The 14,486-nt window shown below is 66.3% G+C and carries 17 protein-coding genes and 2 pseudogenes; 9 read left to right on the plus strand and 10 right to left on the minus strand.

Annotated features, from left to right (window positions below; all coding sequences use genetic code 11):
* Nucleotides 1-116: 116 nt before the first annotated feature.
* A complete protein-coding gene (locus tag V2W30_RS39980; RefSeq protein WP_338704075.1) occupies nt 117-3,029 on the plus strand; it encodes an NACHT domain-containing protein in 2,913 nt (970 codons plus the stop codon).
* A gap of 205 nt (nt 3,030-3,234) precedes the next feature.
* The gene (locus tag V2W30_RS39985) at nt 3,235-3,702 is read left to right on the plus strand and encodes a hypothetical protein (RefSeq protein ID WP_338704076.1); all 468 of its coding nucleotides are present in this window, start codon (nt 3,235-3,237) and stop codon (nt 3,700-3,702) included.
* Here V2W30_RS39985 and V2W30_RS39990 read toward each other — a convergent pair.
* Complete coding sequence (locus tag V2W30_RS39990; RefSeq protein ID WP_338704408.1) at nt 3,661-4,170, minus strand: hypothetical protein; 510 nt, start codon at nt 4,168-4,170, stop codon at nt 3,661-3,663. The two genes, V2W30_RS39985 and V2W30_RS39990, sit on opposite strands and share 42 nt — an antisense overlap.
* Here V2W30_RS39990 and V2W30_RS39995 point away from each other — a divergent pair.
* Together V2W30_RS39995 and V2W30_RS40000 are read left to right on the plus strand one after the other, a co-directional pair.
* Nucleotides 4,136-4,276 (plus strand): annotated as a pseudogene (locus V2W30_RS39995) (IS5/IS1182 family transposase); the annotation flags it as partial. The gene V2W30_RS39990 and the pseudogene V2W30_RS39995 sit on opposite strands and share 35 nt — an antisense overlap.
* A gap of 92 nt (nt 4,277-4,368) precedes the next feature.
* The gene (locus tag V2W30_RS40000; RefSeq protein ID WP_338704077.1) at nt 4,369-4,500 is read left to right on the plus strand and encodes a hypothetical protein; all 132 of its coding nucleotides are present in this window, start codon (nt 4,369-4,371) and stop codon (nt 4,498-4,500) included.
* Nucleotides 4,501-4,535: 35 nt separating this feature from the next.
* On the opposite strand, the pseudogene V2W30_RS40005 reads toward V2W30_RS40000, so the two are convergent.
* The 3 genes and pseudogenes from V2W30_RS40005 to V2W30_RS40015 all read right to left on the minus strand — a co-directional run.
* Nucleotides 4,536-4,690, minus strand: a pseudogene (locus tag V2W30_RS40005) (IS5/IS1182 family transposase); the annotation flags it as partial.
* 186 nt (nt 4,691-4,876) lie between these two features.
* Nucleotides 4,877-5,242: a hypothetical protein gene (locus V2W30_RS40010; protein ID WP_338704078.1), complete on the minus strand. Its 366-nt coding sequence runs from the start codon at nt 5,240-5,242 to the stop codon at nt 4,877-4,879.
* Nucleotides 5,239-5,502 carry a hypothetical protein gene (locus tag V2W30_RS40015; RefSeq protein ID WP_338704079.1) on the minus strand — a complete coding sequence of 88 codons (264 nt, stop codon included), beginning with the start codon at nt 5,500-5,502 and terminating at the stop codon, nt 5,239-5,241. Before V2W30_RS40015 ends, V2W30_RS40010 begins: the two co-directional genes overlap by 4 nt.
* A 283-nt stretch (nt 5,503-5,785) precedes the next feature.
* On the opposite strand from V2W30_RS40015, the gene V2W30_RS40020 reads away from it, so the two are divergent.
* Together V2W30_RS40020 and V2W30_RS40025 are read left to right on the plus strand one after the other, a co-directional pair.
* Nucleotides 5,786-5,923 (plus strand): hypothetical protein, encoded by a 138-nt coding sequence (locus V2W30_RS40020; protein WP_338704080.1) that lies wholly within the window; start codon nt 5,786-5,788, stop codon nt 5,921-5,923.
* Between the two features lie 501 nt (nt 5,924-6,424).
* Nucleotides 6,425-7,105 carry an HNH endonuclease family protein gene (locus V2W30_RS40025; protein ID WP_338704082.1) on the plus strand — a complete coding sequence of 227 codons (681 nt, stop codon included), beginning with the start codon at nt 6,425-6,427 and terminating at the stop codon, nt 7,103-7,105.
* Nucleotides 7,106-7,121: 16 nt separating this feature from the next.
* Here the strand turns inward: V2W30_RS40025 and V2W30_RS40030 are convergent, their stop codons facing one another.
* From V2W30_RS40030 to V2W30_RS40045, 4 genes are all read right to left on the minus strand, one after another.
* Entirely contained in the window at nt 7,122-7,334 is a 213-nt protein-coding gene (locus V2W30_RS40030) for a hypothetical protein (RefSeq protein WP_338704083.1), read from the minus strand.
* A gap of 73 nt (nt 7,335-7,407) precedes the next feature.
* Nucleotides 7,408-7,929 (minus strand): hypothetical protein, encoded by a 522-nt coding sequence (locus V2W30_RS40035; protein WP_338704084.1) that lies wholly within the window; start codon nt 7,927-7,929, stop codon nt 7,408-7,410.
* 114 nt (nt 7,930-8,043) lie between these two features.
* A protein-coding gene (locus tag V2W30_RS40040; RefSeq protein ID WP_425244729.1) for an IS5 family transposase occupies nt 8,044-8,855 on the minus strand; the annotation gives its coding sequence in 2 pieces (ribosomal slippage) (nt 8,044-8,514 and nt 8,517-8,855; 810 coding nt in all).
* Nucleotides 8,856-8,928: 73 nt separating this feature from the next.
* Nucleotides 8,929-9,528, minus strand: coding sequence for a hypothetical protein (locus V2W30_RS40045; protein ID WP_338704086.1), 600 nt, complete (start codon nt 9,526-9,528; stop codon nt 8,929-8,931).
* A 194-nt stretch (nt 9,529-9,722) separates the two neighbouring features.
* On the opposite strand from V2W30_RS40045, the gene V2W30_RS40050 reads away from it, so the two are divergent.
* The 3 genes from V2W30_RS40050 (at nt 9,723) to V2W30_RS40060 (ending at nt 13,236) form a co-directional block, all read left to right on the plus strand.
* Nucleotides 9,723-11,243 (plus strand): AAA family ATPase, encoded by a 1,521-nt coding sequence (locus tag V2W30_RS40050; protein WP_338704087.1) that lies wholly within the window; start codon nt 9,723-9,725, stop codon nt 11,241-11,243.
* Nucleotides 11,240-12,094: a hypothetical protein gene (locus V2W30_RS40055; RefSeq protein ID WP_338704088.1), complete on the plus strand. Its 855-nt coding sequence runs from the start codon at nt 11,240-11,242 to the stop codon at nt 12,092-12,094. Before V2W30_RS40050 ends, V2W30_RS40055 begins: the two co-directional genes overlap by 4 nt.
* 416 nt (nt 12,095-12,510) lie before the next feature.
* A complete protein-coding gene (locus V2W30_RS40060) occupies nt 12,511-13,236 on the plus strand; it encodes a LysM peptidoglycan-binding domain-containing protein (RefSeq protein ID WP_338704089.1) in 726 nt (241 codons plus the stop codon).
* A 93-nt stretch (nt 13,237-13,329) separates the two neighbouring features.
* On the opposite strand, the gene V2W30_RS40065 is transcribed toward V2W30_RS40060, so the two are convergent.
* Together V2W30_RS40065 and V2W30_RS40070 are read right to left on the minus strand one after the other, a co-directional pair.
* On the minus strand, nt 13,330-13,716 hold the full coding sequence (locus tag V2W30_RS40065) for a hypothetical protein (RefSeq protein WP_338704090.1): 387 nt from the start codon (nt 13,714-13,716) through the stop codon (nt 13,330-13,332).
* Between the two features lie 223 nt (nt 13,717-13,939).
* Complete coding sequence (locus V2W30_RS40070) at nt 13,940-14,341, minus strand: hypothetical protein (RefSeq protein WP_338704091.1); 402 nt, start codon at nt 14,339-14,341, stop codon at nt 13,940-13,942.
* Nucleotides 14,342-14,486 lie beyond the last annotated feature (145 nt).

Here is a 14,486-nt window from a genome sequence, read left to right on the forward strand (position 1 = left end):
TCCCCAGAGCTTCGATCACACTGACTCTGGGGAATTTCGCGGCTTTCGTGTTCACCGGGGTTCGGGGCGAACAAAGATGAACGAAGACGGTCGTCCGAGAGGCGGAGAAGCGGGGCATGGGGGACGTACACGAAGATCCGGGGGCGGAACTCGCGCGGCGGCTGCGCACCCTCAAGGCGCAGCGGGGCGTGCAGATGGGCGGGTTGCAGCAGCGGACCGGGCTGGGGCGCACCACGGTCAGCCAGGCGCTGAATGGTCAAGTGGTGCCCTCCGAGGCCACGCTGGTGGCTCTCGCGAAGGCCCTGGGTGTGGCCATGGAGCCGCTGCTGGCCCTGCGCGAAGCCGCCATGCGCATCCCGCAGGTGCGCGAAGCGTTGCCCAGGCAGGTTTCCCGCAGGTCAGTGCGGCCCAGGGCGCAACCTTCGTTCGAGGAGCGGTACCTCAGCTATGTGGCGGAACGGCATTCTCAACTGACTGTCGTAGGGCTGGACCTGAGCCGGCCAGAACGTGCGCGCTGGCCGCTGGATGCGGCGTACTTGAGCCTGGAACTGGCGGAGCGGGTGGAAGGCTGGCCTGCGGGCAGTGAGGAGGCGGATCGGCCATCCGTCGTGGTGAAGCGCGCCGAGCATGCGTTGGCCGACTGCCGACGTGTCCTTTTGCGAGGGCTTGCTGGCAGCGGGAAGACAACGCTGCTGCAGTGGCTGGCTGTTGCCACAGCGCGCGATGAGCTGCCGGAGGAACTGCCGGACTGGCGGGGGCAGATTCCGTTCGTCCTGCCGCTGCGGACTCTGGTGCGGCGCGGGCCCCTTCCAGAGCCTCAAGATTTTCTGGCTGCGATCGGCGCCCCCCTGGCCGCCTCGCAACCTGGCGGCTGGGCCGATGACGCTCTCGCCAGGGGCGACGCCCTCGTCCTGGTCGACGGTATCGACGAAGTTCCCCAAGAGCACCGGGGCGCCACGCGGGACTGGCTCGAGCAGCTCCTGGCAGCCTACAGGGACGCACGCTTCGTGGTCACCACACGTCCATCCGCTGTACCGGAAGGCTGGCTGGCCTCGTCGCGCTTCACCGAACTGTCAGTACGGCCCATGAGCGCCGCCGACACCGGAGTCTTCGTTCACCGGTGGCATACCGCGGCCCGGAACAGTGCGGCGACAGATGCCGAACGCGCACAACTGCAGAATCTCGAAGCAGCGCTTCAGGTCACCGTGCGTGCTCAGCGTGATCTGGCGCAGCTGTCCAGCACACCCCTGATGTGTGCGCTGATCTGTGCCCTGCACCGGGACCGCCGGGGCCATCTGCCGCACAGCCGTATGGAGCTGTACGAAGCGGCGCTGTCGATGCTGCTAGTGCGTCGTGACCTGGAGCGCAGCATCGATGTCCCGGAAGGCATTCAGCTCACCGAACACCAGAGCATCCAATTGCTGCAGCGATTGGCCTACTGGCTCATCCGCAACCGCCAGACCGAGATGGAACGGGCAACCGCGCTCGCGCTGGTCGGCGATGCGCTGCCCGCCATGCAGGCGGTTGCCGAGCAGGGCACCGCCGACCAGGTCCTGACACACCTGGTCGGCCGCAGCGGACTCCTGCGCCAGCCCACCGCGGACACCATCGACTTCGTCCACCGCACCTTCCAGGACTACCTCGGGGCCAAAGCCGCCATCGAAGCCCACGACTTTCCCCTGCTCGTCAACAACGCCCACGACGACCAGTGGGAGGACGTCATGCGCATGGCCGTCGCCCACGCCCGCCCGGCCGAAAGCGCTGACCTGCTCCGCCGACTCGTCAAACGCGGCGATGCTGAAGGCGATCACAGGGGCAGAGTCCATCTCCTGGCAGCCGCAAGCCTGCAGTACGCCACCGAAATCGAACCCGACACCCGCAAACTGGTCGAACAACGTGCGCGTGCCCTAATGCCTCCCCGGTCCCCGGAGGAGGCAGATGCGCTTGCCGCGCTCGGGCCCGGCATCTTGGATCTACTGCCGGAACCCCAAGGTCTGGAACACGACGAAATAGGCCCCGTTATCCGGACTGCCGCCACCATCGGCGGGGACCAGGCCTACGCCTTCCTCAGCCGCTTCGCCCAGTCACTGAATTTCGAGTCGGCACCATACGAGCTCGCCGACGGCTGGAAGAATTTCGATTCTATCCCCTATGCACGCGAGATCCTGCACCCCGCAAAAGAACACCTAAGTCTAGTCGTGGAAACACGCGAGCAGCGCGAGGCTCTGAGGTTGCTGAAACCTATCGCCGACGTCACCTTCCGAAGGCCTTTCACCGGAGCAGAAATAATCGAGCACCTATCGCCCGAACACACTCACACACTCCGCGTTTACTCTGGTCAAGCACTAACGGACTTCAAATTCCTGCACAGGCTTCCCGCCCTGAACGAACTCTCCCTATCCGAGTGCGGCCAGCTCATGCATATTGAAGACCTTGCAGGGCTGTCGCTATCGATATTGGACCTCCTTCAGTTTCCGGACGGAACTTCCTTCGATGCTCTAGCCTCCTTACCCGAACTCACAAAATTATCCCTCTACACTCGCCTGCCATGGGACAGCCTGGAGGAAATTCCCGCACGGCCACACTTGACCGCACTCCGTCTAGCCAGTTGGATCGGCACCTCCCTGCGGGGCATCTCCAAGTGGCAGTTTCTTGAAGACCTGGTGATCAATACTGGACCAACGCCTACAGAGTGGCGAGAAATATCCTCACTACCGCACCTGACGGATCTCTACATCTCCACCTACGATCTCGCGCAGGCTGCACCTATACCAAATGTGAAATATCTGCAGCTGTCACCTATTGACACCGACGCACAACTACACCTGATTCCTGACACATTCCCCAACCTGAAGAGAATTCTCGTCAACTGCCGCAGATCACTACCTGATATCACCGACATCACTCCCCTTAAGCGAATCAAAGGCCTGCAGGTATCTCTGAATTATGCAGACACCGTCCTCGGCCTGGAAGAATTCGATCCAGACTCCGTCCACTTGTATCCACGCCCCCGAACAGCTGGTACTTGAGTCGTCATTCGACCCAAACATGCGCAAAGACAGCCTCCCTGCCCCCGACAAGCCCCGCAGAGCTGTCTGGCCAGCACTCGCCCCGCTCACTGTCAAGCACACGCACTCCAAACAACCAGGGCAAACGTCACTCACACTCTCCCACCACTAGATAATCGACACCGCAAATTGTGATTCCGGGGCCTTTTGCGATGTGCGCGGCTCCATGGTGGACATCGTGCAAATGGTCGGACGGGCCCTTCGCATGAAACCCGGGCAGGGGAAAATTGCCTCTCTCGTCGTTCCGGTATTTCTCGGAGAGGATGAGAATCCCGACGACATGCTCACTTCTGACGCCTACGGGGCCCTCGCCAAGGTCCTCGAGGCGCTCCGCGCACACGACACCGAGACGATCGAGGCGCTCGCCGACTCCCGAAAACACTGCGGGAGTTGGATCGACGAGGACGAGGCAGCCGACGACGGACAGGCAGGCTCGGACGAAGCCTCCGATGACGGCGAGGACCTGGACGGCGACGAGCCGGTCGACTCGGTGAGCGCCAGGGCGCGGGAGCTGCTGAAGTTCTCCAGCCCGCGCGATCCCGTGGAGCTCTCGCGGTTCTTGCGGCTGCGGGTGGCCCTGGAGGAGCAATTGTCAATTCCTGTGGATCGGTGCTGCCGCCTGGTTATGCGCTGAGGTGTTCGTGAAGCATCTGCCAGGTTGAACACGGGGCCGGCCCAGCCGAACTTTCTGCAGGCCCGGCTGACGCCGGTGTTCCACTTCAGCATCAGGCAGGATGCTGTTCAGCCTTTTACACGCTTTGCGGAGCGTGGCGAGCTTCTTAGCAATCTTCAGATCTTTAAGGCCGGGCGCTTCGGCAACAACCCCCGCGATGCATGCAGGTGTCGGATTAGAGACACAGCCGCCGACTGCTTCGTAGTCGAAAACGAACTCCTTGAACAGATCTGTCGCGCGCTCGAGGTAGACGTTGTTTCCCATCGGCGCGATCCCCGGGTACAGGTCGCCGCCCTGGAGAACAGTCACATGGGTGACGGTTTTCTGGGTTCCAGCTGTCAGCGTGTAGGTGAAGAGCGTGGAGCCATCGCTGCGAGGCTTCATCGTCTTCTGGAAGGTGAAGCGATGGCGTGGTCTGGCGATACGCACGGACAAGCTTGCCTTGGCCTACGAAGCTGCTTTGCACCGGGCAGCCATCCTGATCTGGTCCGGGCGGAAGGGACGCGACACATGTCTCGCGCAGAAGGACGACTGACCGGACGTTCCAGTCAGCGGCGTTTCGCACCGGGAGATCGGGTGCGGCCACGGGAAAAGAGAGACCATCCTGAAGACCCGGTGGGAACAGTGATGACGCGCGTCTCCACCGGGGAAATCCTCGTCGACTTCCCTCTGGCCGGCGGCGAGATGTATCTCGACGAGGAGCTCGACTTGGTCGAGTCGGCGCCGCCGGGCTGGAAGCCGCCGTCCACCGCGACATGATGGCGGGGGTGCATGCGAACTAGCGTCGCCCGAGGGCCTGTTGGGCCTTGTTGGAGGTGAGTCGGGGGGTCATGAGGGTGATGAAGGCCCAGTTGATGTGGCCTTCGGAGTGCTGGATGAGGCGTTCGTAGTCGCGTGAGTTGCGGCGGGCCTGCATGTACCAGCTGATACTGCGCTCGACCTTCCACCGGCCGCGAGCTCGCCGAGGCGGACCGTCGCGCGTACGCGCCAGGAATGCCGAACGCGCCGCTGCTCTCGCCGTGTAACTGGGCTACGAACCTGCTCCCGGTGCCGGGGCGGGCAAGGTTCTGTCGACGGCCGCCGACGTCTCCCACGAGCGGTACCGCGGCACGGGCGGGCAGGCCCGCCGCCCGTACTAGGCGTCCGGGTTGAGCGGGTCCAGGCCGAGCCCGTCGTACAGGGACGGGTCCAGGGTGATGAGCGCGGCCCGCTCGCCCGACATGAGCGCGGAGTGGGCGATCGCGGCCGCGTGGACCACCGTCCACGGCACCGCCGGATGCTGAATCGCGTACTCGGCATGATCGGCGGTGAACGGAGCGACGACCGCCGAGCGCAGCCGCAGCGCGTACGTGCCGACGCCCTCGCCGCTGGCGACGGCCGTCAGCGCGGGCACGAGCACGGTCCCGCGACCGTAGGACGCCTCGACGAGGACGCCAGTCATGAACTCGTGGCCCTTGTACGCGGCCTGGAGACAGGTGTGGTCGAAGATCGCGATGGTCACGCGGCGGCGTTCCCCGTCCGCGCGGCGTGCGCCTCGATACGCGCCCACGCGTCCTGCCCGCTGCGGCGCAGCTGCGGCGTGTACTCGACGCCGAGCTCGGCGGCCGCGGCACGCGCCCGGGCTTCCTTCTCCTCATTGGTGAGGGTCTGCTCCGCCATCTCCGCGACGAGTGCGGTGATCGACGTCCCGCGCTCGGCGGCCAGGACGCGCAGCCGCTCAGCGGTCTCCGTCAGCGCCTTGATGCTCGTGTAGTCAGCCATACCGCATTCTACCGCGTGTAGAACTCGGTGTGGGGGCCGGGAAACGCACGTATGACTGAGCTCCCGAGTTGGCCTGTGCGCGTTTCAGTTGGCCCGCTAGGCGTTGGAGATGGCCCGCCCGACTGTTCCTGCAGGTGAGAGCGGCTGGCGAGCGGGCCATGCCCTGTAACCCTGCGCCCGCCTCGGACGAAGTCGAACATCGCCACGGCAAAGGCCCTGGTCAGACAGTCGCACGCCTGAGTTCTTCAGTTGGCGAAACGGGCCAAGTCGAGCGCTCAGTCACATGCCCCGCCGGGCCTGGACGCCGAACCCGGCCGCCGACCCGGTCGTCACCAGCAACACGCCCGATCAGCAACTCCTTGCCGAGATCGCCGCGCACGCGGCCGCACAGAACGACAAGCACCAGCCAGCCGGTTCGTGACGAACGCCCCCGCCGCCGAGCATCACCCGTACGAGGGATCGACGGCGGGGACGGGGAGCAGGACGATCCGCAGAAAGCCAAGGAGACCGGACGTGTGAGCGCGGCCTGTCTCGCGCGTGCCGAACGGCGCGCACACGCTGAAGAACGAGGCTTGCACCGAACTGATCGGTGCAAGCCTCGCGTCATGCCGGGGGCGGTGCGGCTACGCGTTGTCGGGGTCGATGCCCTGCGCACGGGCCAGTGCGATCAATAGCAGCTTGACGTCGCCAGGTCGCCCTTGACGTCGCTCAGGTCGCCCTCGATCGAGTCGAGGCGCTGCGCGATGGTCCGCCCTGGGTACCGATCGCACCCCTGAGGAAGTCTGTGTTGGAGCGGCTGTCGCGCCGCGTGGCCATCAGGGCGCTCTGTTCGTGTGGTCCTTGCTGGTGTGTCGTCGCACGGCGGCACGGACCTGCGCGCTACGAAGGTCACGCCCCATCAGATCGTGCTGAACGGACCCTCATGCGCCTGCTCGCCACCGCGACCTCCACCGCCGCCGCGCTCGCCGCCCTCATCTCTCCCGTGGCCCCAGCACCGGGCGGGCCGGGCCCGCTCGGCAGCCCCGGCGACATGCTGTCCATGCCCGTCTCTGATGCGGTGAAGGTGCTGCCCGTGGCGGCCGAGCACCGTAGCGGGTATGAGCGCACCGCGTTCCACCACTGGGTCGACGCTGATCACGACGGCTGCGACACGCGTGCTGAGGTTCTCAAGGCCGAAGCGTTCATCAGCCCGCAGTCCGGCGCCAGATGCAAGATCAGCGGAGGTGAGTGGTACTCCTCCTACGACAACACCTACGTCGGCGATGCTCACCAGCTCGACGTCGACCACATGGTCCCGCTCGCCGAGGCCTGGGACTCGGGCGCTGCGACGTGGTCGGCGAACCAACGGGAGGCGTACGCGAACGACCTCGGCGACGAACGCTCCCTGCGGGTGGTGTCCGCGAAGACGAACCGGGCCAAGGGCGACCAGGACGTCGCCCAGTGGCTGCCGCCGTTCGCCGGCGCGCGGTGTGCGTACGTGGCGGACTGGGTCGCTACCAAGATGCGCTGGCAACTCGCCGTCGACACCGCGGAGAAGAGGGCGATCACCAAGGAGCTGGCATCGTGTCCGAACACTCCTGTGAGGGTCGTCTTCGCGCGGTAGCGCGCGACAGCGTCGTCTATTCGTCCTCGTGGTGGGGGGTGTGGCTGGCGAACAGGCTCCTCTTCACCAGTCGCAGGATCAACGCGGCAGCAACTCCGGCGCCGGCGGCCCATGCGGCGGACGGCACCAGTCCCACGCCGCAGGCGGTGAGCACGAAGAAGACCACGAGGCACAGGGCGATGGGGATCCAGAATCCGGAACTGGGGTCGTTCGGGTCGAGCTTGAGCATGTCTCCCTCTCCGCGGCAACGGCCTTGGGTGGATCGGGAATTCTGCCTACCCAAGGCCATATGCCGCAAATCGTCAGCAGCTCCAGAATGACCCGACCAGGCCTCCGACCGCGCCGAGGCCCGCCGCGGGCGCCACACCCGGTCCAGTGAACGCTCCGACCACGCCGGCGCTCACCGCGGAGGCCTGGCTGTACTTCGCGGCGCATTTCCAGTCCCACCGGGCCGGCTGCGCCGAGCGGGAGCCGGGCTGGCTCTGCTGGGGCTGGATGGTGACCAGGGTTCCCTGCACCCGGTAGTGGACCAGGAAGGGGGTTCCGTCGGCGAGCCGGAGCTCACGCGGGATCTCGGCGACCTGGCGGCCCTGCCGGTTCACCGCATCCAGGTTGCCCGCGCTGTCCACCCGCAGACGCACACCGGGGTCGGTGAAGGTGAACTTCAGCCGGGCCTCGTCGTCGCTCAGCGCGACCACCTGGGCCGTGTAGCGGCCGTCGCCGTCATCCCCCGGTTCCGCCTGGGCGGCGGAGGCAGCCAGGGGGACCAGCGCCGCCCCGGTCGCGAGCACGGCGAGGGACATGCGTATGTGTGAGCCGTTCATCGAACACTCTCCTTGCGCTTGACTTGCTCACGCAAGGCAATCACTGGAATGCGGAGTGTGCATTCCGGTGCATGTCACACGGACCCCATCACACGCCCCTGTCTCTTAGAACGGCTAACACAATGACTGGAATTGCCGGTGCGTGATGAGGCAGCAGGCCAGTTTGAGGAAGGCTTCGTGGATGTCGGCTCGGCGTTCCCAGCGGACGCGGAGTCGTCGGAAGCCGTGCAGCCAGGCGAAGGTCCGTTCAACCACCCACCGGTAGACGCCAAGTCCCGTGCCGTGGCGGGTGTTTCGGCGGGCGATGGCCGGGACGATGCCGCGGGCACGGACCTGGTCGCGGTAGATGTCGTGGTCGTAGCCGCGATCGGCGAACAGCGAGTCCGGCCTGCGCCGCGGATGACCGACCCGCCCGCGGACGGGCGGGATGGCGTCCAGCAGCGGCAGCAGCTGGGTGACGTCGTTGCGGTTGCCGCCGGTAAGGAGGACCGCGAGCGGGGTGCCGTGCCCGTCGGTGATCAGGTGATGCTTCGAGCCTGCCCGGCCTCGGTCGACCGGCGACGGACCCGTGTGGATCCCCCTTTTAGGGCCCTGACGTGCGAAGAGTCGACGACACAGCGGGACCAGTCGAGCCGCGCGGCCGCGTTGAGTTCGGCCAGCAGGACTTCGTGGAGCCGCTGCCAGACGCCGGCCTCGTTCCAGTCCCGCAACCGGCGCCAGCACGTCATCCCGGAACCGAAGCCGAGCTCCTTGGGAAGGTGTTCCCACTGGATGTCGGTGTGCAGCACGTACAGGATCCCGCACAACACCTGCCGGTTCGGGACCGGCAGGCGACCGGGGTAGCGGAACCGCCGCTCCTTCCTCGGCAGCAGCGGCTCAATCCGCACCCACAAGTCGTCCGGCACGATCCACGGTGAAGTCCCCACGGCCCGGACAACGCCCAACTCACTTGTCAGGCACGGCTACCAGGACCGAAGCACCTCATTGTGTTAGCCGTTCTTAGTAGATGGAGAGCGGGGGCACTTCGATCGATGAGCCAGCGTCTCGTAGCTTCCCCTGCCACTGGGCTTCGATGTCGGGACGCAGCTGCCGAATCTGCCGCCAGCCCTCGATCGAATCGGGTAGAGCTTCTCCCCTCGACCAGGCCCCCATCAGCATGCGGGTCTCGCTCCGGGACAGGAACGCAACTTCCGGCAGGGAGTATCCAGGCACCGTGTCGGACAGGGCCATGTCCACGAGGTAGCAGATTTCCGCGATGCGAAGTCGGAGCTCTTTGTCGAGCAAGAACGACTGCTCGAATCCAAGGACGGCGCATATCTCGGTGGCGCTCCTCGCAGTGTCGGCGGGCTGCTGGTTGAGAAGCATGACGGGGTGTGCCAAGTAGGCGCCCAGGATGTTCTCGACCGCGCTTCGCTCGCGGTCCGCCTTGGCGGCCCGGCTCTCGTCCTCGATGGCTCGCCTCCGGTCTGCCTCCGCGTCCTCCAACGATTCCTGCCGGGCCCTTTGGGCCTGCCGGCGGGCACCGATCCTGCCTATGGTGTCGCCGCTGAGACCTATCAACCCGCCGACGGCGACGCTGACGACAGTTCCCCACTCCATGCACTCCCCCTGTGTAGTCGAGGCGCCGCGAGAGGTTTTGAAGACCGGGACGCAGTCGCATCTTCCTCTGGTCCGCCCAATGATCCAAGCGAGAGTCCCGAGGCCTCTCCAGTGAGGGATGGCGTGGCATGCCGCAAGTAGAGTGTGCTGCCCGGGGCTGAGGTGTGCTCCTGTACACGCGTGATGGGGGCGTCATGCAGTTCCTCGTGGTGGGCCGGACCGTGGATCTTCCAGACGACTATGTGGGCTGTTATCTGATCCCGGACGGCTGGAATGACTACGGCTTTTGGACGCTGTTCGAGCTGGGCATCAAGCGCCTCGGTCGTCGGCCGTTGTCCATCGGTCGCGTCAGGATTGGGCACGTGGGCATGGCCTCGAGCCCGACGGACGAGGTCTGGCGCACGGAGGACCTGCTGCCCCGTCAGTTCATCTCGCTGAGTGACGACTTCTTCAGTCTGGGCGTGCAGGACACCTACTACGACCGCTTGAACAAACGAGGCGGGAACACCAGGACCGCGGTTCTCACTGCGCTGCGCGATGTCGCGTTCGACTATTCGCCGGCGGTCGTCGAGCGCGTCTGGGACCTGCGGGTCTTCAAGAAGTCTCTGATGCGCGATGTCACCCATCGCGTGGCGGAGCTGGAGCGGCTGCACCTCATCGCCCACGGCCGGGCCCGTGTGGTCGACTTCCAGTGGAACTACACGCCGTCCCGGCCCGCCGGAGCGGGCAGTGGGCCGCCGGTGCTGAAGTTCCGGGCCAGTCCTGCCTCTTTGCCGCCCAGTAATGTGCACGCGCTGATCGGACGCAACGGTGTAGGCAAGACGAGCATGATGCGCGCTATGGCCCACGGGGTGGCGTCCGGGGACATTGAGGTCACGCAGCTCACCGAGCGGGCGGCCCGGGTCACGCCGAACGTGGTGCTCGTGTCGTTCAGCCCGTTCGACGAACTCGCCCACCATGCCGAAGCGTCTGCCGAGTTCGCCTATATCGGGTTGCTCGACACCAGCCGGCCGTATCACCTCAAGACGCAAGAAGAGTTGTCCCACGAGTTTGCTACAAGTCTCGCTGCAGCCCGCCGCCTGCCCCGGCGCGCCCGGTGGGAGCAGATCCTGGCCACGCTCCGGTACGCGGAGTCGGGGTTCTTGGACGACTACGAGGGTGATCTCGACGACCTGCTGTCTGAGGACGAGGACCGGCGGTTCATCCCCGCTGCTGAGCGGCTCTTCGCACCCCTCAGTTCCGGGCACAAGATCGCTCTTCTGACGCTGACCCGACTGGTCCAGGAAGTGACCGAGCGGACCGTCGTATTCGTCGACGAGCCTGAGGCTCATCTGCAGCCGCCCCTGCTTTCCGCGTTCATCCGTGCCCTGTCCGACTTCCTCTCGGACGTCAACGGGATGGCGGTGGTGGCCACGCACTCGCCGGTCGTCCTGCAGGAGGTGCCGGCGTCGTGCGTCTACAAGCTGCGCCGCTACGGCCGGGTGCTGACCGCCGATCGGCCGCTGATGGAGACCTACGGCGAGAACGTCAGCACCCTCACCCATGAGGCCTTCGGCCTGGAGACCACCGCCACCGGCTTCTATGCGGCCCTGGCGAGGGAAGTGGAAGGCGGCCGCGGCTACCGGGAGATCCTGGAGGACTTCGAGTCGCTGGGCAGTGAAGCCCGCGGTCTGCTGCGTGTCCTCACCCTCGGCCGCGAGGGAGACAGTGCGTGATCCCGATCGATCCTCCCGCGCTGAAGGTCAAAGACACCCTGGCAGCCGCCTGCGGCACGATGCGCAACGCCGTCCTGCGGATTCGGCTCGAGGCCCGCCAAGCGGATCTGACCTCGGCCGAGGAGGGCTACATCGAGGCCGCCGAGCACGGCGGTCTGTACGCGCTCGCCTGCACCGCGCGGAAGGCCGAGAAGCAACTGCCCGACCGCGACGGAGAACATCTGACGGCCCTCTACAGTGAAGGGCTGGTCGGGCGGAAGCCCGGGCGGGTGCAGTACGACGAGCTCAAGGCCCGAGCACCGTTCGGGCGCTGCCTGCTGTGTGGCAATAGCGAGGTCAGCTCGCTCGACCACCATCTACCCAAGGACGCGCTGCCGCTCTACACGATCACTCCTGCCAACCTGGTGCCGGCGTGCAGCAAGTGCAACCAGATGAAGGGCGACCGGATCGGCGCCACCGCCGGCGTGCGCACGCTCCACCCCTACTACGACCGTCCCGGCCAGGGCGGGCGCTATCTCGTCGCCGACGTCACAAGCTGGCCCGTGCAGTTCCTCATCCGGCCCCTGCCGCACTGGGACGCAGAACTACTGGCCCGCGTCCTGCACCACTTCCGCACCTTCAACCTTGCCCAGCGCTATGCCGAGTTCTGCATATCCGTGCTGACCGCCAACCAGTGGCTCCACCGCAAGATCCTGGAGACGGGCGGCCCGGCGGCCCTGACCGCGTTTCTTCAGGAGGACGCCGAGCAGCACGCTGCCACCCACGGACTCAACACGTGGGACACGGCGCTGCGCTTCGGCCTGGCCGACAGCGCCTGGTACCTCCATCACGGCGTCCACGAGCCCCCGTAGTCGAACGGATCCTGGGGGGGTGCGAATCCAGCCGTGAATCCGCATTCTCTCAGTCCCGCATGCTTCGCACTATAGGCTGCATCGGGAGATCGTTCGGGCCTTGTGCAACAGTCTTAGGAGCGGCGGCCTGCGGGGCATTGGCCGAACTCGCCCCACAAGATCGGTACACCGACGGGACACGATCCGGGACGTGCTGCGGCACCGCGAGCGGATGGCCCGGCTTCGCAGAGAGTTGCGCGCATCGAAGCGGGACATGGCGCCCGACCGCGCGGACCGATGACGTGGCCCCAGGGAAAGCGGGCTCCTGGTCCCGGCCGTCGCCGACTTCGCTCCGATATCACGGTGTCCTCCGTCCGCCCGGGGAAGTTGTCCACGACGTGGTCGCAGGACGTACTGGTACAAGGGCTGACCTCCCGTTGCGGGAGATCGCCGAGGACTTTCTCGCAGGCGCCGAACTGGCCGAACTGGCAGCCGAGTTCGGGATCTGGCCCGTCCTGCTGGAAACCCACTTGGCGGCCGCCGGATTCTGGCCGGTGGGCGATCTCGCCCGCCGGTACTGGCGCCACGAGCCCGTATCGAAGATCGCCACCGTGCATGCGATGACCGAACGGCAGGTGTACCGGCTCCTGGACCGCCACGGCGTGGCACGGCGCGGCCGTCGCCGCGAACTGCCGGTCCCCAGCGCCGAACTCGCCCGCCAGTACCTCGTCGAGCGGCGTGAGTTGCAGGACATCGGCGCCGCCCTCGGCGTGAGCGCTCGCGTGGTCTCGCGTCGTCTCCGCGACGACGTCGGCGTGCGGGTGCCGGTCGGCTCCCGGCCGATCGAGTTGCCCGTGCAGGAACTGCGCCGGCGCCGGGACGCGGGTACATCCCTGGTGGCCCTCGCCGCCGAGTACCAGGTGTCGGTGCCCACGATCCGGGCCCGTGTCGGGCTGAGCCAGCCGTACCAGCTCCCCGTTGACGAACTGCGGCGGCGGCATCGTGCCGGTGAGTCGCTCACTTCGCTGGCCACCGCGTACGGGGTCTCCCCCGACACGATCCGGCGCCGCGTGAAGACCCCCCGGCCACAGGCCACAAACGCCACACCCTCAGCTCACCTCGACGAGGGGGCGGACCCCGCCGCAGGCCGCGTACCCTGCTGACCCGCCACCCGTAGACCCAGCACGCGACGGCCCAGACGGACAAGGTCCGCCCAGACCGCCCGCGACTCATACCCGATCAGGAGTCGCACCGGCTCACTTGTGGACCTTGATACACGGATTGCCGGACGACTCCGCCGACTCCGCGCACAGCCACGTGCCGTCCGCGAAGTTCTTGTTGATCTTCCAGCTGGTCATGGAAAAGTGCGTCATGCCCGCATCGACGAACTCCGCCTTCTTCCACCGGGTGACGTACGCCTGATTCGCCGCATAGCCCGTGTGCCGGTACACGCGGAAGGCCTCTCCATTGCGCTGCTTGTCGCTCGACACGATGATGCTGTCGACGTGCAGCCCCCGGCCCTTCACGCTGATGGACACCGACTGCTCCGTGTCACTCCCGCTCATCGGGGCGGACGAGGACGCCGGAGCCAGCAGCAGGACAGCAGACGCAGCCGTGACGGCCGCCTTGATCACAGTTCGCATGATCGCCATAACCCACATCCCAATCATGCAGGCACGGCCCGGACAACGCGATCACCCCAGTGAGCGACACAGAAGGGCACCACGCCGCGCAAGAGCTCGTGGCACGCCTGTGACCGCGAGCGCGATGGCCCCCAGGGGAAGCAGGCTCCTGGGCGCGGGGTCGTCTCCAACGCCGAGCCGGTGTTCTTCCAGGCGCTCGCGCAGGGCGTGCTCGAAAGGGGGATCAGGCGACCTTCACGCAGGCCAGCGTCGACGAGCCCTTGAACTGGGTGCAGACCTTCGAGTTCTTAGGGATCTTCTTGCCCGGTCCCCAGCTCTTGGCCCGCCACGTGGGCCCGGAGTCCACCCTCGTGGTCCTGGCCCACCCGCTCGTCCGCAACGGGCCGTTGGGCGTGATGTACATCCAGCGCGCCGACAACTGCCGCTTCGACTTCGTGAACTTGGACGCGTACACGAAATTGACCTTCCGCAAGGCCCCGCTGCCCGTGTAGGTGACGACGATGTCGTACGGACCGGCATGCCCGACCAGCCGCTTCCCGGCCGCATGCACCACCTCGGGCGTCGACGCCGCTGACACGGCAGGAGTCACCAGGAGCACGGCAGCAGCAGCAAGACCAGCTGTCATCACAGTTCGCATGATCGCCATAACCCACAGGCCGATCATGCGGGCACGGCCGACCGTTGGCGATCACCCCGGGGAGCGATACATACGACCACGGCAGGTGCCCACCCTCACTCGAACCGGTGCCCTGCGCGCGGCCTCCCCACCT

The organism is Streptomyces sp. Q6 (assembly GCF_036967205.1).
GTDB classification, from domain to species: domain Bacteria; phylum Actinomycetota; class Actinomycetes; order Streptomycetales; family Streptomycetaceae; genus Streptomyces; species Streptomyces citrinus.